At 45.9% G+C, this 19,147-nt stretch carries 21 protein-coding genes; 6 read left to right on the forward strand and 15 right to left on the reverse strand.

Annotation, left to right across the window (positions count from 1 at the left end):
* Window positions 1-89 precede the first annotated feature (89 nt).
* The 6 genes from Q1A08_RS09275 to Q1A08_RS09300 all read right to left on the reverse strand — a co-directional run bounded on the left by Q1A08_RS09275 (window position 90) and on the right by Q1A08_RS09300 (window position 4,470).
* Window positions 90-875 (reverse strand): hypothetical protein, encoded by a 786-nt coding sequence (locus Q1A08_RS09275; RefSeq protein ID WP_299772129.1) that lies wholly within the window; start codon window positions 873-875, stop codon window positions 90-92.
* A gap of 156 nt (window positions 876-1,031) precedes the next feature.
* Window positions 1,032-1,511, reverse strand: coding sequence for a YiiD C-terminal domain-containing protein (locus Q1A08_RS09280; protein ID WP_299772131.1), 480 nt, complete (start codon window positions 1,509-1,511; stop codon window positions 1,032-1,034).
* Entirely contained in the window at window positions 1,508-2,149 is a 642-nt protein-coding gene (locus Q1A08_RS09285; RefSeq protein WP_299772133.1) for a trimeric intracellular cation channel family protein, read from the reverse strand. The genes Q1A08_RS09280 and Q1A08_RS09285 overlap by 4 nt, the downstream gene beginning before the upstream one ends.
* 50 nt (window positions 2,150-2,199) lie before the next feature.
* Window positions 2,200-3,075, reverse strand: coding sequence for a Rossmann-like and DUF2520 domain-containing protein (locus Q1A08_RS09290; protein WP_299772135.1), 876 nt, complete (start codon window positions 3,073-3,075; stop codon window positions 2,200-2,202).
* 99 nt (window positions 3,076-3,174) lie between these two features.
* Window positions 3,175-3,579, reverse strand: a complete 405-nt coding sequence (locus Q1A08_RS09295; protein ID WP_299772137.1) for a CBS domain-containing protein — start codon at window positions 3,577-3,579, stop codon at window positions 3,175-3,177.
* 126 nt (window positions 3,580-3,705) lie between these two features.
* Entirely contained in the window at window positions 3,706-4,470 is a 765-nt protein-coding gene (locus tag Q1A08_RS09300; RefSeq protein WP_299772138.1) for a pyridoxine 5'-phosphate synthase, read from the reverse strand.
* 457 nt (window positions 4,471-4,927) lie between these two features.
* Here Q1A08_RS09300 and xerD point away from each other — a divergent pair, with 457 nt between their 5' ends.
* The 4 genes from xerD (at window position 4,928) to thrC (ending at window position 10,069) form a co-directional block, all read left to right on the forward strand.
* Window positions 4,928-5,893, forward strand: a complete 966-nt coding sequence (xerD, locus tag Q1A08_RS09305) for a site-specific tyrosine recombinase XerD (RefSeq protein ID WP_299772140.1) — start codon at window positions 4,928-4,930, stop codon at window positions 5,891-5,893.
* Between the two features lie 232 nt (window positions 5,894-6,125).
* Window positions 6,126-6,944 (forward strand): DsbC family protein, encoded by an 819-nt coding sequence (locus Q1A08_RS09310; RefSeq protein ID WP_299772142.1) that lies wholly within the window; start codon window positions 6,126-6,128, stop codon window positions 6,942-6,944.
* Window positions 6,945-7,189: 245 nt separating this feature from the next.
* The gene (locus Q1A08_RS09315) at window positions 7,190-8,494 is read left to right on the forward strand and encodes a homoserine dehydrogenase (protein WP_299772143.1); all 1,305 of its coding nucleotides are present in this window, start codon (window positions 7,190-7,192) and stop codon (window positions 8,492-8,494) included.
* 180 nt (window positions 8,495-8,674) lie between these two features.
* A complete protein-coding gene (gene thrC / locus Q1A08_RS09320) occupies window positions 8,675-10,069 on the forward strand; it encodes a threonine synthase (protein ID WP_299772145.1) in 1,395 nt (464 codons plus the stop codon).
* 70 nt (window positions 10,070-10,139) lie between these two features.
* Here the strand turns inward: thrC and Q1A08_RS09325 are convergent, their stop codons facing one another.
* The 4 genes from Q1A08_RS09325 to Q1A08_RS09340 all read right to left on the reverse strand — a co-directional run bounded on the left by Q1A08_RS09325 (window position 10,140) and on the right by Q1A08_RS09340 (window position 13,412).
* Complete coding sequence (locus Q1A08_RS09325; RefSeq protein ID WP_299772147.1) at window positions 10,140-10,976, reverse strand: leucine-rich repeat domain-containing protein; 837 nt, start codon at window positions 10,974-10,976, stop codon at window positions 10,140-10,142.
* A gap of 217 nt (window positions 10,977-11,193) precedes the next feature.
* Window positions 11,194-11,595 (reverse strand): hypothetical protein, encoded by a 402-nt coding sequence (locus tag Q1A08_RS09330; RefSeq protein ID WP_299772149.1) that lies wholly within the window; start codon window positions 11,593-11,595, stop codon window positions 11,194-11,196.
* A 46-nt stretch (window positions 11,596-11,641) separates the two neighbouring features.
* A complete protein-coding gene (locus Q1A08_RS09335; RefSeq protein ID WP_299772151.1) occupies window positions 11,642-12,736 on the reverse strand; it encodes a site-2 protease family protein in 1,095 nt (364 codons plus the stop codon).
* A 295-nt stretch (window positions 12,737-13,031) separates the two neighbouring features.
* Window positions 13,032-13,412 (reverse strand): GFA family protein, encoded by a 381-nt coding sequence (locus Q1A08_RS09340; protein WP_299772153.1) that lies wholly within the window; start codon window positions 13,410-13,412, stop codon window positions 13,032-13,034.
* 188 nt (window positions 13,413-13,600) lie between these two features.
* On the opposite strand from Q1A08_RS09340, the gene Q1A08_RS09345 reads away from it, so the two are divergent.
* The gene (locus Q1A08_RS09345; protein WP_299772155.1) at window positions 13,601-14,191 is read left to right on the forward strand and encodes a carboxymuconolactone decarboxylase family protein; all 591 of its coding nucleotides are present in this window, start codon (window positions 13,601-13,603) and stop codon (window positions 14,189-14,191) included.
* 159 nt (window positions 14,192-14,350) lie between these two features.
* On the forward strand, window positions 14,351-14,872 hold the full coding sequence (locus Q1A08_RS09350) for a MarR family winged helix-turn-helix transcriptional regulator (protein WP_299772156.1): 522 nt from the start codon (window positions 14,351-14,353) through the stop codon (window positions 14,870-14,872).
* On the opposite strand, the gene Q1A08_RS09355 is transcribed toward Q1A08_RS09350, so the two are convergent.
* From Q1A08_RS09355 to Q1A08_RS09375, 5 genes are all read right to left on the reverse strand, one after another.
* Complete coding sequence (locus Q1A08_RS09355) at window positions 14,867-15,871, reverse strand: kelch repeat-containing protein (protein ID WP_299772158.1); 1,005 nt, start codon at window positions 15,869-15,871, stop codon at window positions 14,867-14,869. The two genes, Q1A08_RS09350 and Q1A08_RS09355, sit on opposite strands and share 6 nt — an antisense overlap.
* A 109-nt stretch (window positions 15,872-15,980) precedes the next feature.
* A complete protein-coding gene (locus Q1A08_RS09360) occupies window positions 15,981-16,757 on the reverse strand; it encodes a MipA/OmpV family protein (RefSeq protein WP_299772160.1) in 777 nt (258 codons plus the stop codon).
* Window positions 16,758-17,106: 349 nt separating this feature from the next.
* Window positions 17,107-17,469 (reverse strand): hypothetical protein, encoded by a 363-nt coding sequence (locus Q1A08_RS09365; RefSeq protein ID WP_299772162.1) that lies wholly within the window; start codon window positions 17,467-17,469, stop codon window positions 17,107-17,109.
* On the reverse strand, window positions 17,456-17,770 hold the full coding sequence (locus Q1A08_RS09370) for a Bor family protein (protein WP_299772164.1): 315 nt from the start codon (window positions 17,768-17,770) through the stop codon (window positions 17,456-17,458). The genes Q1A08_RS09365 and Q1A08_RS09370 overlap by 14 nt, the downstream gene beginning before the upstream one ends.
* A 14-nt stretch (window positions 17,771-17,784) precedes the next feature.
* Window positions 17,785-19,146, reverse strand: a complete 1,362-nt coding sequence (locus tag Q1A08_RS09375) for an ATP-binding protein (protein WP_299772166.1) — start codon at window positions 19,144-19,146, stop codon at window positions 17,785-17,787.
* Window position 19,147 lies beyond the last annotated feature (1 nt).

The following is a 19,147-nucleotide window of genomic DNA, read 5'->3' on the forward strand; positions in this document are numbered from 1 at the left end:
GGCAGCTCCTAGAATGATAAACCCCGGTCTAACTACCGGGGCTTATCAACGGGGATTTGTATCTGACGCTTTGTCTTAATCTCCAATGATCAAGAATGCACACCCTGTTTTTGCGCTTCTAACTTCTTACGATATTTAGATTGAATAATATCGACAATAACCAGCACGGCAACCGAGAAGTAGAAAGTCGCTTTAGACATCGGCTCTACAGCATGACCAAAGAGTTTAAGGTGGGCTTGATGGCCACCTTCACCCAGCAAAACCACGCCAACAATTAGTAAAATAAACAAGCCCAAGACTTCATATTTACGGTTTTTCTGAATAAATTCCGTGACTCGATCGGCCAGCAAATACATGGCGGCGCCAGACGCTAAAATCGCTACGGCCAATACTGCAAAAACATCGGTGATGGCTAGGGCAGAAAGAATAGAGTCAAAGCTGAAAATCAGATTCATAAAAACTATCATGGCCGTGACTTTCATGGCTGAGCTCGCACCGCGATCACTATGTTCGGTAGCTAAATCGTCAATCGACAATAAATGAAAGATCTCTTTCACCGCAGTGTACATAATAAAAACACCGCCAAATAAAAAGACGATGGTGGCAAAGTTAAATGAGCCCTCAATTACCCCTGTCCAGTTGATATCAAAGAAGGGTTCGGTCAGTGAAGAGATCAGTTTGATCATCACAAATAGCAATATAACCCGTAATGCGACGGCGATGATAATCCCCCAGCGACGCACAGCAGCTTGTTGGGCAGCTGGGGCCCGCTGTGATTCGATGGAAATATAGAGCAGGTTGTCAAAGCCTAATACGGCTTGCAAAAAGATGAGTACCGCCAAATTGGCGAAATTTTCGACGCTTAAGAGTTCCATGAAAACATCCTGATGTTTTAACTTTTATAGTCGTGATTATAGGTGCAGCTTATTGTAGATATACTATGCCAAGCTGGCTATACATGGGCTTAACAATCTTATCGGGAGGCCCTTAAGTGGCTGTCTTTAGCCTAGATGTGATTGGTGATCGTGCTTTTAGCGCACAGTCGCCAAGTACTTGCCGGTATAGCGCGCGCTGGCACTTGCTGGCTGTTGAGATGAGTTGGCCTGGCCAAATATCTCGACATCCACTGTTAACTTGGCGCGGCCCTCTTTTTCGAGTTTATCGGCGAAGCTCTCTAAATCTTCCGTGGGCACTTTGGCAATACTATGAAGATCCGCCGTAATGGGGGCATCAAAGCTTTGCTCGCTGTGATAGACGACAACCTCAGAGGATAAATCTAGCTGGCGGCTAATTAAGGTCACTAGGCTCCAGCCAGAAAGGGTAGCCAAGGTAGCAATGCTGCCACCAAAGGCTGTGTTCTTATCGTTAAGGTTGGGTGCTAGGGGTAATTCGGTATAGAGGTCAGCGCCCGATTCAATAGCGCAGTTAAATTTACAAAAGCGAAACCCCATGTGTTGGCTCAAAGGAATATCGCGATGAATCTCACTGGTAAATTCTTCTAAATTTATCATTTCTTTTTGAGCCTATAAGGGTCACGATCGCCAAATACCGGTAAGCCCCAGTGCCAATAAATGGCAGCCATGCGTAGGAAAAAGATGATGCTCATTGAGATGGCCATCGCCAGTACGTGTCCTAACCCTAATACTTGCATGGCAATGTAGCTTGCACTGCCCATGATACAGACTGTGGCATAGAGCTCCTGTTTAAGAATCATCGGGGTGTTTTGTACCAAAACATCGCGCAGCATTCCGCCGGCTACACCTGTGGCGGTTCCCATGATAATGGCGATTAAGTAGCTGACTCCTACATCAAGCGCTTTTTGAGTGCCAACAATTACAAAAAAGGCCAAGCCTAAAGCATCTGCTGTTAGCAAGACTTTCTTGGGTAGATCACCATAGACTCGTAATACTATGACAGTAATCGCCGCTGCTGCGGCTATGGTGTAGAACACACTGTTGTCTTGAATCCAAAACACGGGTACATCCAGTAATATATCTCTGATAGTACCGCCGCCAATAGCGGTTAGCGAGGCTAAGACTAGGACTCCAAAACCGTCGAGTTGCTTGCGGTGGGCCAATAAGGTGCCGGAGGCTGCAAACACCGCAATGCCTAAAAAATCAAAGATGGCAAACCACAGTTGGTTGGTCATTTATTTTGCATCTCTTTCAATTCCAATATCTACTTTCGTTCTGATCTCTCTTAAGATTTTAATAAATCTTGAAGTTCGAGCAATTTTGCTTGTATCTCGTTAGTGTTTTCTCGCCTTAAAGCTAAACGGGCAGTGTGCTTTGCCATGTCTTGGTAAAGCTCCGCCAGATCGTCGTTATTATTTTGCAAGGCTTGCAGTTGTGCAATAACAAAATCGGCATCACCCCGTGCAATTGGCCCGGTTAAGGCATTGGCCGGCCCTTGTTCCCGGATATTAGACAAGCTGCCTTCGAGCAGCGGTTTAAGCAAATTAGCGGCAAGCTTACTGTCGATGCCGGCGGCCGAGAAGGCTTGGTAGCTAGCATCTATTAATGGCGCCAAATAATTGCAAGCGATGACCGAAGCTGAATGATAAAGCCATTTATTGCCGGTGATGGCGAAGCAGTTTGCGCCAATTTTTTCAAAAGCAGGAATAAGTACTTTTAGTGCCTCTTCGTCACCCTCATAGGCACAGTAGCTACCGGCAAACTCCAATACGGATTGACTGGGTTTGGCAAAGCTATGCAGCGGATGAATGCTAGCGGTGTAAGCTCCTGCTTTTTTTAAACTTTGCAATGTGCTGCTGTCGAGCGCGCCGCTGCAATGAAAAACAATATCACCTGCCTGGATAAGGGGCAGCAATTGTTGGCAGGCTTGCTCAAAAGCGCTATCGGGGGTGGCAATTAGCCAGAGTTTAGAAGGTTTCAGTTTGCTTAGTGATGCAGGAGATTGCTCTTCTTCCAGATCAATAAATTCTTTTGCTTCTTGCCTCGAGTGAGGCTGTCGAGAGTATATCTGGTTTATTTCAAAAACCAGATTGTCATGCCATAACTTGCTTAATGTTTGCCCTAGGCGGCCGGCACCGAAAACAGATAGGGAAGAGGGCATAGCTGGGAGTCTCATAGCTTGGCGTTAAAATGCCATTATAAGGCTCCCAGTTCGGATCGTCAGCCGCTAGCTTTTGGGCTGAATTAGATATGATGAGATTTAATCGTTTTCTAAAAGTGCTTTTAACACATGTTTGCGGCTAATTAAGCCGACTAGTTTTCCATTGCGTACCACTGGGTAGTTTTTGGGCTTATTGCTCATCATTACTTCGGCAAGTTCGATAATACTGGTGTGGGGATCTACCGTGACTGGATCATTGAACATTACACTGGTCACTTTATCTGGGGCTTCGTGATAAAAAGACCCGTTAAGCATGTCCTTCATACAATCGTGCTCGGACACAAAGCCGACAACATTTTGTTGCTCATCTACAACCGGTGCCCCTAAAACACCAGCGCTTAGTAAGCTATCGACAGCTTCTCGAATATTGGCGGTGTGAGGAATCGCATGTGGATCATGATCCATAAAATCGCCAATGGTTAAGCTTTTAACGGCCAGTTCCATAATCAGCTCCTTGTGCGGAATGGTAGTGCCCAAACCATGGTTAATGGCCTAGGGCTAAGTTCATATTAGCCCTGGCTACACGCTTCTACAAGTAAATATTAGTATTTGCTGATGTATGTCAAAGGTCTAAGATTCACCCTGGCAAATATCACGATATCGTGAAACCACATGGCTCATGCCCATGGTCAGTGACTCTACGGTTAAACCGTGGCCGATAGAAACTTCTTGTAGGCCTGGAACCGTGCAGTATTTTGCGAGGTTTTGTAAATTCAGATCATGGCCAGCGTTGATTCCCAGCCCAACTTCTTGCGCAGTAATTGCGGCCTGGCAATGTGCTTGGAAAATATCTTCTAGCTCATCGCTTTGCTCTTTAAACGCCCAAGCGTAAGGACCGGTATAAAGCTCGATACGATCAGCCCCAACTTGTTTTGCCAGTTTGATCTGCTCAATGTCAGGGTCCATAAAGAGGCTTACCCGAATGCCTGAGCTTTTTAACTTCGCAATAATAGGCGCGAGTTTGTCACCACTCTGGCGCAAGTCGAAGCCATGATCTGAGGTTAATTGATCGTTGCTGTCGGGTACTAGCGTGCATTGATCAGGCTGTTGCTGCTCAACCAAGCTGATAAAGCCTGGATAATCCCCGAGATCTTCGGCAAAGGGATTGCCTTCGATATTAAATTCAATATCATCGATATCCCGGACTAGCTCACCTAGGCGTTTCACGTCGTCTGGGCGAATATGGCGTTGATCGGGTCTTGGGTGAACAGTAAGGCCATCGGCGCCATTAGCCAGGCAGATTTTTCCAAATTCAACGGGATCTGGATAATTACCCTCTCTAGAGTTTCTTAACAAGGCAATTTTATTTAGGTTTACACTTAGTGCTACGGCCATATGGGTGAGTCTCGATCGCTACGGCTAGCTGGGCTGCATGTCATACTACTTGTTGTTTAAAGTCACTTGCGGTAAGCCACTGAGTTTAAATCGTTCAGTATAAGCAGCTTGGCTATAGGGTTTAGAAAAAGAAAATTATGCGCTTCTAAATCAGCTCTCGCAAGCCTAGCTCTTTCAGCCAGCCTCTTTGGATTTACAGTTATTGAATATAGATTGTCGATTTTTTGTGTCTGTTAAGCCAAGGTTGGGAATTGCTGCGTACAATTACCTTTCATCGTTCATTGATTTTGCTGATCAAGAAGGCATGTGGGCGAGTTTTAGAATAGGCTGAGGGTGAAAAGCAAAAGCCCGATGGCCATTAAAGGATCTAATGGACTAATATTCTATTTAATCAGGGGTAGTGTTACCTCTTTGAATACGAGTATGCACAAAACAAATTGTGTATAAAAAGGTATCTATGCCAACAGCAACCCCCAACAAAGTTCCGGGTAATACTAAGAACAGCAGGATTGATGTGAGCCTTTTGCCCAGCAAGCTGCAGCAGCAGGTTGAGTCTTATCTTGATACTACCTGGATGGAAAAGGGGCTCAGCGAAAACAGCTTAAGCTCTTATCGCCGTGATTTATTCAGTTTTTGCTATTGGTTGGATCAAAGCAAAGGCGTTGATGATCTATTACTTGTGAGCTCTGAGTGGATTCAAGGGCATTTGGCCTGGCGCCTTGAACAAGGACTTAGTGCTCGCTCTACCGCTCGATTTATGTCCTGTTTGCGAGGTTTTTATAATCTTCAGCAGCGAGAGAATCGTCTCAGTGAAAACCCTGTTGCTTTAATCGAAAACCCCAAATTACCTAAGGGCTTACCAAAATCACTAAGCGAAGAAGACGTCGATCATCTATTGGCTGCGCCAGATGTAGAGGATGCGGTAGGGCTTCGTGATAGAGCGATGCTGGAGCTTCTATATGCCTGTGGCTTGAGGGTCAGTGAGTTGGTTGGCTTGAGTGAATCCCAAGTTAATCTGCGTCAGGGTGTGATTCGTGTTTTCGGTAAAGGCAGCAAAGAGCGGCTAGTCCCTATGGGTGATGCGGCTATACATTGGCTGCAGCAGTATTTGTCGAAAGGACGCGGAGCACTTTTGAAAGGCCCTAGCGATGTTATGTTTCCCAGTAACCGCGGCCAGCAAATGACCCGCCAAACCTTTTGGCATAGGATTAAGCACTGGGCCAAGGTAGCAGGTATTGAAAAGCCTTTATCGCCTCATACTGTACGACACGCATTTGCCACCCACCTATTAAATAATGGTGCCGACTTAAGGGTCGTGCAGCTATTGCTAGGGCATAGCGATCTATCGACAACTCAGATCTATACGCATATTGCCAAAGAGCGTATGAAAACACTGCATGAGAAGCACCACCCTCGCGCTTAAAAAGAACCATCCTTAAAAGCAATCAAAGGGAGCCTTCGGGCGTTTACAGTGTTAATAGTCCTTAAGAAGCTTAAAGGACAGCTAAACTTTCCCCTTACGTGAAAGATTTGTGAGATTAGCGGGGGTATAATCCCCGTCAATGTAAAATTGAGACTTATCCATGGCGGGAAGCTTGAGTAGCCTATTTAGCCTATGAAAGCGCCTGGATAAGGTAATGGATTAACCAGTAAAAGTGAGTATCCCTGTGAGTTTGATGACATCTTCAATCAAAATGGCCGGCAAATTAGCCTTGCTGGCATCTATGAGCATCGGCATGAATATGGCAGCCCAAGCTCAATCTACTGAAATAATGGCAGTGGATGAAAAAGTAAAGGCCAAGATTACAGAGAATATGAGCAAATCTGTGCCGGGTTTTGCTATCCAGTATATTAGCCGCACGCCCGCTGAAGGCCTATATAGTGTGCAAGTCGAGCAGGGACCTAAAGTTTTTGTTAATGCTGATGGCACCTTCATTATTAATGAACAGGGCCAAGCCATTGTTCCTGAAGATGGTACTTTTGTCGCTTGGATGGACCCTGTGCAGCGTCGTGTAGAAGAAGAAATTAAGCGTATGGCAGAAACCACGCTTAATAAGATTCCAGACGATGAGTTGATTGTTTACCCAGCCAAAGGCGAAAAGAAAGGCCAGGTCTATGTATTTACCGATGTGGATTGTGGCTACTGTCGCAAGCTGCATTTAGAAGTGCCTAAGATGAATGAGATGGGCATTGAGGTTAAATATCTAGCCTTTCCTCGTTCCGGCCCTGTTGGCGCATCTGCTGATAAATTAGCCAGAGCCTTCTGTGCTAAAGATCGTGGCGAAGCCCTTACTGAGCTGAAGAATGGCGGTGGCTTAGATCGTGAAGTGTGTGCAGAGCACCCAATTCAGGAGCACCTGAAGCTGGTTCGTGCTTTCGGTTTGTCCGGCACGCCAGGTATTTTCTTGGCCGATGGCACCAAAATCGCGGGTTATGTACCGGCTGAAGAATTGGCCCGTCGTTTGAAAATCTAATCGTTTTGCAAGGTGCCTTTCATATATTCGTATGAAAGTATCTGAAAGGTGCCTACCTTCTATTTCTCACCCCGTAATTCTTGGCCTCTATTTCTGGCCCTGTAAATTCTCTCGCAAAGCTCCAGTGGCGTTTGACAGCCCTAAGCCCTAGCAGTATTGTTCTCATCCTTTGCCTTAAGCGCCAATAAGAGCGATGGCAATCAGTCCAAATGGGCAAAACCTAAGCAATCAGCGAGGAAACAGTTTTGAAACCGGTAAAAGTAGGATTATGTGGTCTGGGTACTGTTGGCAGTGGTACCTTCAATGTATTACAGCGTAATCTGCAAGAGATTAGTGCCCGAGCTGGCACAGCGATTGAATTAACCCACATTGGCGCTCGCCGTGATAATCCTGCTTGTGATACGACAGGCTTTAAAGTAAGTCGTGACATCTTCGCTGTGGTTGAAGATCCCGAAGTACAAGTTGTTGTTGAATTAATTGGCGGCACCACGGTAGCCAAAGAGCTGGTGGAAAAAGCCATTGCCAATAACAAGCATGTAGTTACGGCGAATAAGGCCTTAATTGCCGAGTTTGGTAATGAGCTATTTGCCAAGGCCCAAGCTCAAGGTGTTTGTATCGCCTATGAAGCGGCCGTAGCGGGCGGTATACCCATCATTAAAGCGATGCGTGAAGGCCTAGCTGCAAATCGAATTGAGTGGTTGGCTGGCATTATTAATGGTACTGGTAACTTTATTCTTACTGAGATGCGCGACAAAGGTCGTGATTTCGCCGATGTACTAAAAGAAGCCCAAGAATTGGGCTATGCCGAAGCAGACCCGACTTTCGATGTAGAAGGTATCGATGCGGCCCACAAATTGGTAATACTGGCCTCCCTAGCTTTCGCCATGCCTTTACAGTACGACAAAGTATTTTGCGAAGGTATCAGCAATATCCAGCCTATTGATGTGAAATACGCTGAAGAGCTAGGTTATCGCATTAAGCACTTGGGCATTGCGCGTCGCCGTGATACCGGTATCGAGTTGCGAGTACATCCAACCTTAATCCCTCATAAGCGCTTAATCGCCAATGTTGATGGTGTGATGAACTCTGTTTTAGTGCAGGGTGATGCGGTAGGCCCGACTCTTTACTATGGTGCTGGCGCAGGTGATGAGCCAACCGCGTCTGCGGTAATTGCGGATCTGGTTGATGTGGCCCGAGCTGTTGCCAGCGACGCAAGCTCAGTGGCTGCGCTGGGTTTCACCGCGGAATACCTGCAAGATCAAACCATTTTGCCGATTGATGCCGTTGAAACAGCCTACTATCTACGCATGTCGGCCCTAGATCAGCCAGGTGTGATGAATCAAATCACTCAAATACTGAGTAATGCTGGCGCCAGTATTGAAGCCTTGGTGCAAAAAGAGCGTCAATCCTCTGCGCAAGATTATGTCGACGTTGCATTACTGACCAATAGTGTTTTGGAAGCCGATATGAAGACCGCCATCGCTGAGATTGAGGCGTTGGATAGTATTTCTGGTGAAGTAAGCCGAATCCGTATGGAAAGCTTAGGCTAAGCCTTTGATTAAGGGGGCTCTGGGCGAGAGCCTTCACTACCTTAGCCTAGCTTTGTTAGGCTAAGGAAATCCGCTAAACTAGCCCCCATAATTATTATTACACTCCATAGCTCAATTTAGGGCTAACAATAGCAATAGGGGTAAGGCCCAGGCGCTTACCCTCACGATAGGAACTATCCCGTGAAATACATCAGTACGCGTGGGCAAGCGCCTGCGCTCAGCTTCGAAGAGGCTATCTTGACTGGCTTGGCCAGTGATGGTGGTTTGTATGTCCCCGAAACCCTACCGCAGTTTAGTAAAGAAGAGATCGCCAGTTGGGCGGGGCTTAGTTATCAAGAGCTTGCCTTTAAAATCATTGAGCCTTTCGTAGCTGGGGATATTCCCTCTGAAGATCTAAAGGGCATTATTAATCGTGCCTACAGTAGCTTCCGTCATGAAGCTATCGCACCAATGGTGCAAACCGCCCATAACGAATGGGTTTTGGAGTTATTCCAGGGCCCGACACTGGCCTTTAAAGATTTTGCCTTGCAGTTTTTGGGGCAGTTGCTGGATTACGTGCTGAATAAGCGCCAGCAAAAAGTGGTTGTTATGGGGGCTACCTCGGGTGATACCGGCTCGGCGGCTATCGAAGGTTGCCGTCGTTGCGAGCATATTGATATCTTTATTTTGCACCCGCATCAGCGCGTATCCGAAGTTCAGCGTCGCCAGATGACCACCGTGTTGTCAGGGAACGTTCACAATGTCGCCCTCCATGGCAATTTCGATGATTGCCAAAATATGGTGAAGGCGAGCTTTGCGGATCAGAGTTTCTTGCCCGAAGGGCGTCAACTTGTTGCCGTAAATAGTATTAACTGGGCCCGCATCATGGCGCAGATTGTTTACTATTTCTATGCCGGTCTTGCTCTAGGTGCGCCAAACAAAGAAGTCGCTTTCTCGGTGCCAACCGGAAACTTTGGTGATATTTTTGCCGGCTACTTAGCCAGTAAAATGGGCTTGCCAGTGGATCAACTTATTGTAGCGACCAATAGCAACGATATTTTACATCGCTGCTTGGCCAATAATGATCACAGTAAAAAAGAACTACAGCATACCTTGTCTCCAAGCATGGATATTATGGTTTCCAGTAACTTTGAGCGCTTGTTATTTGATTTGTATGATCGCGATGGTGCCGCTATCCAGCAACTAATGGATAACTTTAAGTCTGGTTCAATGACCTTAAGTGATGTGGCTATTTCGAAAGCCGCTGAGTTGTTCAGCAGCTATCGTCTTGATGACGAGGGGATGATCGAAACCATTGCGAAGGTTTACGATAGCACCGAATATCTACTTGATCCTCATACCGCTATTGGCTTGGCTGCAGCTCGCAATGAGCGTCGCAGACAAGATATCCCTATGGTGTGTTTGGCTACCGCTCACCCTGCTAAATTCCCGGAGGCGGTTGAAAAAGCCATCGCTGGCATGCACCCAGCTTTACCACATCATATGGTCGATTTATTTGAGCGCGAAGAGCGTTACGATGTATTGGATAATGATATTGCCAAGGTGCAGAGCTTTGTCACTAAGCATAGCCGTTAAATTTTAGCGCAACACATTGCGTGTTTTAGAAGGCTCCTTACAAGGAGCCTTTTTTATTTGTGACCTTTTTTTAACGGATCTTTTTATTGCCTAAGTATTGTCGTCCAGTTACAGCAAGTGCTGCTAGCGTTAACACATAGGCGTACCAAGGTAATGTCGGAACTTGAACAGCTGGGCCGGCGGCAAGCGCTGAAGCGCTAAAACTCAAGCCTGGTATGCTGGCATTCGAAGCCCAGCTGGCTTTGCCTGCAGGGTATGTAACCTCGCTCAAGCTAGGGTTTAGGTTGAAGGGGAGCTGGTTAATTGAAGGGCGATCACCAAGGAAATTAACCCTTTGCAGTAGATTACTTTCAAAGGCGTAATTATCCAGAATCAATAAGCTAGCTGGGAGCTTAACTTGAGTAAGTTGGTTGTTGGCAAAAGTGTAATTTCGGATATATTGAACGTTGCTACCGAGCGTAAGACTGGATATTTGATTGTTTTGGAAGGCGTAGTTTTCGATAAAAATCACGCTATCAGGTATAACGACTGAAGTGAGTAGGTTGCCTCTAAAGGTGTCGAAGCCAATATAGGTCACTGAGTTCGGGATGCTAACACTGGTAATGCCCTGGTTTGCAAAGCCGCCAATATGAGTTACGGGCTTCCCGATGATTTGCGCAGGGATCACCACATCGTTGCTTGGGCATACCCCTACCGGGCAGCCTAGTATTTCGATATGAGTTCCTTGATCACTGTACGAAAACCCTGATACTGGATCAATAGGAGCAGCAGCACTACTGAATTGCGCGATCAGTAGTAAAACTGTGATAAACGGAACTTTGATAAACGGAACTTTGATAAATGGAACTTTGATAATAAGGGGATTAAATTTACGGACGGTAGCGAATAGCCAGCTTTTGATCATCATCTCTTACGACCTATGAGAACAAAGGATTTAATTTTTGAGGTCGCAGACTAGCAGTGGCTGCAGTTGAGGGGTATCCCGCAGGTGAGGGGGTATTGAGGAGTGTGGGTTGATAGCAATGAAATACGTTTATAGACTCTTACTCAAAGCAATAGCCTTCTACGGATGTAAGTATCTATAGGATTCCTGCCGCTATTCCAGATCAGAAACAATGCTAGGTCTATTCGATATTTGTCTTGCTGCGCTTAGTAAAAACTCCATAAAGACATAAAAGAAATACGGTTATGGCCAAGAAATCTATCAAAAAGCCTCGGCCAGTCGAAAAATCACCGAACGGCCAAGCCAATGAAATCGGTGGTGGAAGCGCCAGCCAAGCCCAGTCGCCGATTGGGCGAAAGACTTGTGATATTGGGGGAATAAGTGCAAAAACAAAGCCCCAGCTTTTATTTTTCCATATCAAGATAGCTGCAACAGCGGCGCAAAAAATATGGATATCAGCGTACAAGGCTATTTGTATAAAGCTTAATGAGCTAGCGCCGTTCTGCAGTATAAAGGGCAGTAGTGTATAGGATGCGATCAATGTGCATATGGCGAAATAGGCTGCTAATGCACGATGTAACATCTTAAATTTCCTTTAAAACCTGGGCTATCACTGAGCTTGCAAAAACTTAGGAGTTTAAAACGGCAGTAGCAATTTCAGAACCCGGTAAACCATCGCTGGCGATGCTCAAAATAATAAATACAAAAGCCGCTAAGGTAAGTAGGTACCAAGCCAGTGAAAATAGAATGCCATAGCGGTCCATTGCAGCTACCGTTTGATGTTTAAACTCTCGCCAGCTGAACAGCAAATCCAAGGCACCAATTACAATAAAAAAGCTAAGCAATGCCAGGCCTAGCTGCAGGCTCAAGGCAAATAGAGCGGCCGAGATAATCATTAAACCCAAGTAAGGCCAGTATGAACGGCCAGAAAACACCATCGATTTTACAACTTGCCCGCCATCTAAGGGCAACACAGGTAAAAGATTAAACATATTGAGTAGGGCGCTGATAGAGGCCAATAAACCAATAAAATGATTACCGGTGACTAGATAGGCCACGTAGCTGGCTGCGCTCATTAGTAGGCCAAAGCAGGGCCCCATCATGGAGATAAAAACATGTTGCCAATGACTGCTGGCTCTATCGCCAACGGCCATGCCGCCAACAAATGGAATCAGGTAGAAGCCTTTGGTTTTTAAGCCGCTGCGTTTCATGGCCCAGACATGGCCATATTCATGAAAACACAGCACTAGAATCAATGCCAGGGCGAATTGCCAGCTAAAAATAATGCTGTAGCCAGCCAAAGCGGTGCCCGCTAAAACGACTTTGATGGTTTTGGCGCTTTTAAATAATTTAAAAGCCAGCCCGATTAAACCAATTTTACTGTTGCCGCTTGGACGTTCTTGGGGAGCGTGGCCATTAATTTCGTCGACCAAGCTTTCCTCAATATCCACTTGGCCTTGGTTCAACAGCTCATCTTCATGCAGTAGCATAAAACGGCATATATTCTGATCTGAGAAAATCTGGTAGCGCACGACGAGCTTGCCGAGCTCCGGGTGGCCCAGCTGGTATTCACCATAGCTTTGCAGGCGGCGTTCACTTTGCAGGGCTTCGCCATTGACGAGTAGCGTTTCCAGGCCATCGTTGGAACGCAATAGCTTAAAATTTAAATCTTCATGGCTTAGCTCAAAAATTAAGCTGTGAGTAGGCTTCTCTGTTTCGTTCATTAACTTTCTTCAATTTGGCTTTTATGTTTCAGGCTAGCGGCATTGGCTTCCCAGTTTTGACCATCAAAGGCCACAATCTTCATTTTGCTAGGAGGCGATTCTAGGGCCTGTTAACACTAATTTGGCCGTCACTGCCGAACTTATTTCGTCGATTCGGCAAGGCAGGGTGAGCGTATTGTGGTCATTCCACTATAGCGAGCACTAACACAGCCGAGCGATGAAATAAGTCGGCCCGAAGGGTTAGGCTAAAATCGCCTTACTCAGTGTTGCTCGTTGCTTATTTGGAAAGACCAAACTACGCGCCTCGCGCCGTGACTAAGGCGATTTTAGCTCTAACAGTGATGGCCGAATTAGTGTTAACAGGCCCTAGGCAGCGAATATTAACATCCACACCGTCCGGATTGGACCTAGGAATGTAAAAAGGTTTTATGCCGCAGCGCTTGCAGAAATAGTGCTTAGCGACTGCTGTGTTAAAGGTGTAGCAACTCAGCTGATCTTCCCCGCTGATCAAACGAAAGCGCTGCTTTGGCACTATAAGGTGTAAAAATCCGCTCTTGTGGCAGATGGAACAGTTGCAATCTTCAACTTCTGGAGCATCTGTACTATCGACTTCGAACTTTACAGCACCACAGTGACAGGATCCGGAATAGGTATTTAATTCTTTAATTTCAGTCATTTAGTTGGGCTTTTCTTAAGGTTTTTATTCTTACTTGGATAGAGGGAATATTGATGTTAGTCTAAATATACTCTTACTTGAGATTAATCTAAGAATAACGACAGTTCCGCTATCACTTAAGCCAAGCCGATTTCACTAAATTCATTGGCTGGTGCTTTTAAGGCGATAGCGCCTCTAGGAGATAAATTATGGCCCATTTGCGCCCTCTAGATCGAGAAGAAATGGATGATGAGCTGCAAGCTCTTTATCAACATTATGAGAACACCCGTGGCTTTATGCCAAATAGCATAAGAACTATGGCTCGCCGCCCTAATATCGCTAAGCGTTTCGGGGCTTTAAATCAGGCGGTTCTGTACGAAGGTACGGTAAGCGAAGAATTGAAGATGCTCGTCTCGTTGATTTCTAGCCAGGCTTCTGGCTGCCGCTACTGCCAAAGCCATATGGCCAACCTATCTTCCATTTATAAAGCATCGGACAAAAAGATTGCAGCGGTTTGGGAGTTCGAAAGCAGTGAGCTTTTCAGCGACGCTGAACGCGCTGCTTTGCGTTTAGCTTACAAAGCATCGCTATTACCCAATGAGGCCAGTGATGAAGATTTCGCTGAGTTAGCCAAGTATTTTGACGAAGGGCAGGTGGTTGAAATTGTGGCCTCGGTTGCTTTGTTCGGGTTTTTGAATCGTTGGAATGATACTATGTCGACAGAATTAGAGACTCTTCCAAAGCAGGTGGCTGAACGAGCCCTGCAAGAAACTGATTGGGATGTTGGCAAGCATCAATAGAATGGCCAAAGGTGGAGCGATGCCAATTGGCTGTTGGCGTCGTTAGCTGGATGCTTGCTAATCTTTAATTTGAATAGATATCGCAAAATTAGATCATCGTACAAGTACCAGGTCGTTGGAAACACCGTGTACAAATACCAATAGAGGTAAGGCCGTTAAATGAGTTCGTCGGAAAAAGACAAGCTACCAGAAGCCATGTTGCAAGAAGCGCAGTTAGAAAAAGAGCCAAGCTTGATTCTTAATCAGTTTTTGCCTTTTCGTCTGGTGAACATCGCTAAGCGAGTGAGTGATACCTACTCCTGGGTGTACAACCGAGAGTTCGGCCTAAGTATTCCTGAGTGGCGGATTCTGGCGCGTTTGGGGGAGCAGCCAGGCCTTAGCTCAAAACTCATTGGCGAAATCACCTTAATGGATAAATCTAAGGTTTCTCGCGGTGTTAAACAGCTAGAAGATAAGGGCTTGCTGGCAAAAAATAAGGATCAGCAAGATAATCGCGTTTACTACCTTTCTTTAACTGAAGAGGGGCAGCAGCTCTACCACTCTATTGTGCCGACGGCGCTGGATTGGGAGGCAGAGCTGCTTCAGGCTTTAGACGTTTCTGAATATCGAGATCTATTCAGAGTGTTAGAAAAGCTTGATCGTCGACTGGAAAATATGGTCGATAAAAAGTCAGACTCATAAGCGAAATACTTCATTGAGATTGCTGGTTCCGTCTCCACTTGGACCAATAGCACCACCAATAACATAAATATCGTTTTCAAATCGTCCAGCGCCAAGCCCATGCCTTGGCGTCGGCATATCAGGAAGGGCGGTCCAGCTATCTTGACTTAATGAATAACGCCAAACTTCTTTAAAAACCTTCGCTTGCGGAATAAAAATCTCACCACCAAAAACAATAATGCCGTCATCGACAGCTACGCAGGCGCTGCCCGCCTGAGGCAAGGGTAGCGGCATAGCATCGCGCCATTTGCCGCTGGCTAGATCAAATATCTCAGTATTGGCTAAATTTCCCTTGGCGGTTCGGCCCCCGGTGACGATTAATTGTTCACCCACCCAAGCTCCGGTCGCACTGTTTCGAGCGGTAGGAATTGGAGCTAGCTCCTGCCACTGCATATCTTCGGGTGACCAGCGATAATGCTGGTGAATTTCATGGTGATCGCTGCGCTTATTATTGGCTTTGGCTCTAAGCGTTTGGCCTGTTACCCAATGAATTGCTCCATCGGGTGCATGTGTTAAAACACCCTCAGCGAGTGGTGTTGGCAGGGTGTCAATTTCAATCCATTTTTCCTTAATTAGTTCGTAGACTTTATCTTGCATGCGCCAAATATGGGTGTAGCCTCCATGGAAGCCCCCAAAGAGAAACAATCTTTCTCCGTTACTCACTAAGGTGGCGTGGTGCATGGCCTGGGGCAGTTCTGCTTCTTCTCGCCATTGATTCGATGTGGGGTTAAAGCTGTAGCAAGCTTTACTGAAATAGGGCACGCCAAGCTTGGTTGCGATGCCGCCAGCGACATAAAAGCGACCATTATGAACGGTTGGATAGATCTCTTGGATATTGACCGGCAATGCCGCTGCTGGACTTAACCATTGACCCAAAGATGTGGCTTGAGCGCCATGAAGGAGAGGGTGAAAGCTCAGAATACCTGTCGTGGAGCTGAGTATGAAATTGCGACGGTTCATAGTGTTGGCCACTTTTATTTATTATGGCCGATGATTATCTATGAAGCGGAAAAATAAACAAAGGGGCAATATAAATTGCCCCTTTACCGATAGCTGTCGAAATGACGACTTAGAAGTTGTAGTTTACACCTACAGTTCCATAGTAAATGTTTTTATCTTCAATAATTGGGCTATCCGTAATGCCGCTACCGAGACGACTATAACCGGTATTAAAGGTGAAATCCCAGTTTTTATTAAAGCTATAGCGGCCACTAACTCCGGTGTTAAAACTCAAGCTGCTATCGGCTTTGTAGAGTGCACGACTGGCTGTTACTTCATTAGCACGTACGCCAAAGTGATGGTCGGCCTTATCATCGCTGATCCAACTAATGCCTGCATAAGGGTTGATATGCCAGTCGCCGTATTCCATATCAAATATGTACTCAATTTCTGCGGTTTGCCCTTTGTGAGTGTTGCTGACATCATTTAACGCCGTAAAACGTAGGCGTCCCATATCGGTAGTGTGGTTGATGTAAATTCCAGCCTCAACAGCAGTGTCTCGTTCGCGCAATCCGGCTAGTTTAGGGTTTGCACGAAACTCCTTGGCATCATGCAAAAACGAACCGTCACCGCGCACAATCAATCCGCCGCTCCACTCGCTACGGGTAAATAGATTTAAGCCCAAGCCTTTCTCGTTAAAGAAGAAGCGCTCACCGTTGTAACGAATGCGTGGAATTACAATGCCTTCGTTATCTTCGCCGGCATAGGGGTTGTTAATAGCGCCAGCGCCAAGACCCACTACCCAAGTATTATCCGCCTGACCCGGATCTACAGCATCTTTTGCTTCTAGATTACTGGCCAACAATATACAAGCGGCTAGGGTTCCAAATTTAGCTAAGTTTTTCATACAGTCCTCACTGGTTGAATGTCATGTGTTTGTTTATGTGGGTACTTTAAGTGACTTAACTAAACCCAAAGTTAATTTTTTCTGAATGAAACATTAACGAGCAAAAAAGTGATCTGGTAATTTCTAACTTGCGTCGAGTTTTAGGTGTGGAAAATAGCTGGTTTTGTTGAAGGCGGTGTGCTCATTGTTAATCAGGTTTTTATTTGAGGGCAGAGAGTGAAGATAAGGCGAATGAGAGCGCTAAATGGAGAAAGGTTAGAAGTGCGGTAGATGGCGGAAAAATGGACGCCCACTCTAGGCGCCCTAAATTTTTTAGCTCAGATATTCTGTAATGATATCTATCAGTAGCTTAAGATGTACTTTGGCTATTTTCTTTATTATCGGAGCTCGTCAACGGTACTTGGTAGCATTGCACGCGGTTTGTTCTAGGCGAATAGAGGACCACATAAGGAACAGTCGGATTTAGTAAACTCACCGCCCAGTTACTAAAGCTGGTTTCTGTGCTTACATAATTCCAGGCTTTACCCCGACACACCTCAGAAAGATTCAATGGCGGGCTGAGTTCGATCAATCCATTAATGGTGGTGTGATGCCAGCGGCTTTCTTCCTGGGTATTGCCTTCTTGTTCATATTGCACAAAGTTAATGCGGCTACAGGCGCTTACTAAAGTGCTTGCCGTTAGCAGCAGCGCTATCGATTTAAGCTTCTTCATAACGACACCATACTTTCGCTGTTCTTGGTGAGTAAATAAATAGAGTAATAATATTGAGCAAGTAATCATTGCTGGAGATCACGGTTTGCATCTGTTCGATTTCAGCGCCATCGCAAACTTCATTGACATCTACAGTGTGCTCACCGATTAGACCAAATAAGTAAAAGGGTTTGCTATCGACATAACTAGGCTCGGTATGTAACTTTTCGCCGCCATTTGGGCGGATAGTTACACTGGTGCATGCGCTAATACTGATAAGGCAGGCTAAACTGATAATCCTTTGCCAAACTCTTCTATCCACTTGAAACCCTCCAATTACTCGCTAGATTGAATGTTGCGAGGAAATTTTAATAGCATTTTTGCTCCCCCCCATTGGTTATGCTCAATGGTTAATACAGCTTTATAAGAAGCCAAGATTTCCCTTACCAAAGCTAAACCAAAGCCTTGCCCTTCGGCTTGGCTATCTAAGCGTACGCCGCGCTCAAAAATACTGTCTTGCTCGGTTGGGGGAATACCTGGTCCATCATCGCTTACCGAAAAATACCAAGCCCCCTTATCTTGCCAGGCACTGACCTCGACTTTGCTGTGGCCGTATTTAAAGGCATTGTCACAAAGGTTACCAAATACCTCGGCCATATCCTGTTCGTCGGCATACACCGATAAGCCTTCTTCTACTTTTAACGCGCTCTCTATTCCTTTATCAAAATAGACCTTGTGCAGCGCTTTAAGTACGGCGTTCACTTCCTGCTCTATAGGTACAGCCACAAAACTCGCTTGCTGGTCACCAGTAACCGCTCGTTGCAGCTGATAGTCGACAATGTCGCGCATACGCCTAAGCTGCTTGTTCATACTCAGGCTGAGTTGTTTGTTCTCAATCAGGTCTTCTTCCGCCTCATGGCTTAAGCCCCGTAAAACGGATAGCGGTGTTTTTAAGCTATGGGATAGATCGGCCATACGGTCGTGATAACGCTGGCGTTGCCGACGTTCATTATCAATCATCAAATTAAGATCTAGGGCCATTGGGTTAAGGTCCCTGGAGTAATTCTTTTCCAGCTTGTCTTTATTACCGCTGTTTAAAGCTTGAATATCGCCGCTTAACTTGGCTAACGGCTTCAGACTTAGTTTTACAATGAGCCATTGCAAAGCGAGTAGAGTAAGTAAAACTAGGGCGGTACTAATGGTAATGATCCAATAGACATTGCGCTGTCGGCTTTGATACTCATCCGCTTTTTCAAGCACACTAAAAACGAAGGGACTGTGGTGGCCAAATTCATCTGGCCAGCTAGTGCCGTAACTCAAGCTGTAATAGTTTTGCCCTTGTTCATCCACCGCCAGCCCGAAGAGCCATTGACCGGCTTCTGGTTGAGGTAATTCAATAGTGTGGTTCGCTGTGGAAATGCTGCGCCATGCTAAATTGCCTTGCTCGTCATAGACCTGTGCCAGCAAAAAAGAATCCTGCTCATTAAAGCGCTCATCATTGACTTCGGCGGGTAGGTAGATTTCACCATTGTAATTATCGGCTTCGCTCAACAGACTGTAATTGATGAGTTTAAGGCGTTCGCGAATCAGTGTTTCAACGCTAAGACTGTGGGCTTTGCTTAAGCCAATGGCAACCGCTAGGGCGATAAAGCCTAGTATAAGGAAGCTAATGATGAATAAGCGCCCAGCAATTGACATA

It is taken from the genome of uncultured Pseudoteredinibacter sp., assembly GCF_947500695.1.
GTDB lineage: Bacteria > Pseudomonadota > Gammaproteobacteria > Pseudomonadales > Cellvibrionaceae > Pseudoteredinibacter.

Bases quoted from the DNA above. Each gene is read 5' to 3' on its own strand.
- Q1A08_RS09275 (WP_299772129.1), bottom strand. From the start codon at position 875: ATGGAACTCTTAAGCGTCGAAAATTTCGCCAATTTGGCGGTACTCATC.
- Q1A08_RS09280 (WP_299772131.1), bottom strand. From the start codon at position 1,511: ATGATAAATTTAGAAGAATTTACCAGTGAGATTCATCGCGATATTCCT.
- Q1A08_RS09285 (WP_299772133.1), bottom strand. From the start codon at position 2,149: ATGACCAACCAACTGTGGTTTGCCATCTTTGATTTTTTAGGCATTGCG.
- Q1A08_RS09290 (WP_299772135.1), bottom strand. From the start codon at position 3,075: ATGCCCTCTTCCCTATCTGTTTTCGGTGCCGGCCGCCTAGGGCAAACA.
- Q1A08_RS09295 (WP_299772137.1), bottom strand. From the start codon at position 3,579: ATGGAACTGGCCGTTAAAAGCTTAACCATTGGCGATTTTATGGATCAT.
- Q1A08_RS09300 (WP_299772138.1), bottom strand. From the start codon at position 4,470: ATGGCCGTAGCACTAAGTGTAAACCTAAATAAAATTGCCTTGTTAAGA.
- xerD (WP_299772140.1), top strand. From the start codon at position 4,928: ATGCCAACAGCAACCCCCAACAAAGTTCCGGGTAATACTAAGAACAGC.
- Q1A08_RS09325 (WP_299772147.1), bottom strand. From the start codon at position 10,976: ATGATGATCAAAAGCTGGCTATTCGCTACCGTCCGTAAATTTAATCCC.
- Q1A08_RS09330 (WP_299772149.1), bottom strand. From the start codon at position 11,595: ATGTTACATCGTGCATTAGCAGCCTATTTCGCCATATGCACATTGATC.
- Q1A08_RS09335 (WP_299772151.1), bottom strand. From the start codon at position 12,736: ATGAACGAAACAGAGAAGCCTACTCACAGCTTAATTTTTGAGCTAAGC.
- Q1A08_RS09340 (WP_299772153.1), bottom strand. From the start codon at position 13,412: ATGACTGAAATTAAAGAATTAAATACCTATTCCGGATCCTGTCACTGT.
- Q1A08_RS09345 (WP_299772155.1), top strand. From the start codon at position 13,601: ATGGCCCATTTGCGCCCTCTAGATCGAGAAGAAATGGATGATGAGCTG.
- Q1A08_RS09350 (WP_299772156.1), top strand. From the start codon at position 14,351: ATGAGTTCGTCGGAAAAAGACAAGCTACCAGAAGCCATGTTGCAAGAA.
- Q1A08_RS09355 (WP_299772158.1), bottom strand. From the start codon at position 15,871: ATGAACCGTCGCAATTTCATACTCAGCTCCACGACAGGTATTCTGAGC.
- Q1A08_RS09360 (WP_299772160.1), bottom strand. From the start codon at position 16,757: ATGAAAAACTTAGCTAAATTTGGAACCCTAGCCGCTTGTATATTGTTG.
- Q1A08_RS09365 (WP_299772162.1), bottom strand. From the start codon at position 17,469: ATGAAGAAGCTTAAATCGATAGCGCTGCTGCTAACGGCAAGCACTTTA.
- Q1A08_RS09375 (WP_299772166.1), bottom strand. From the start codon at position 19,146: ATGTCAATTGCTGGGCGCTTATTCATCATTAGCTTCCTTATACTAGGC.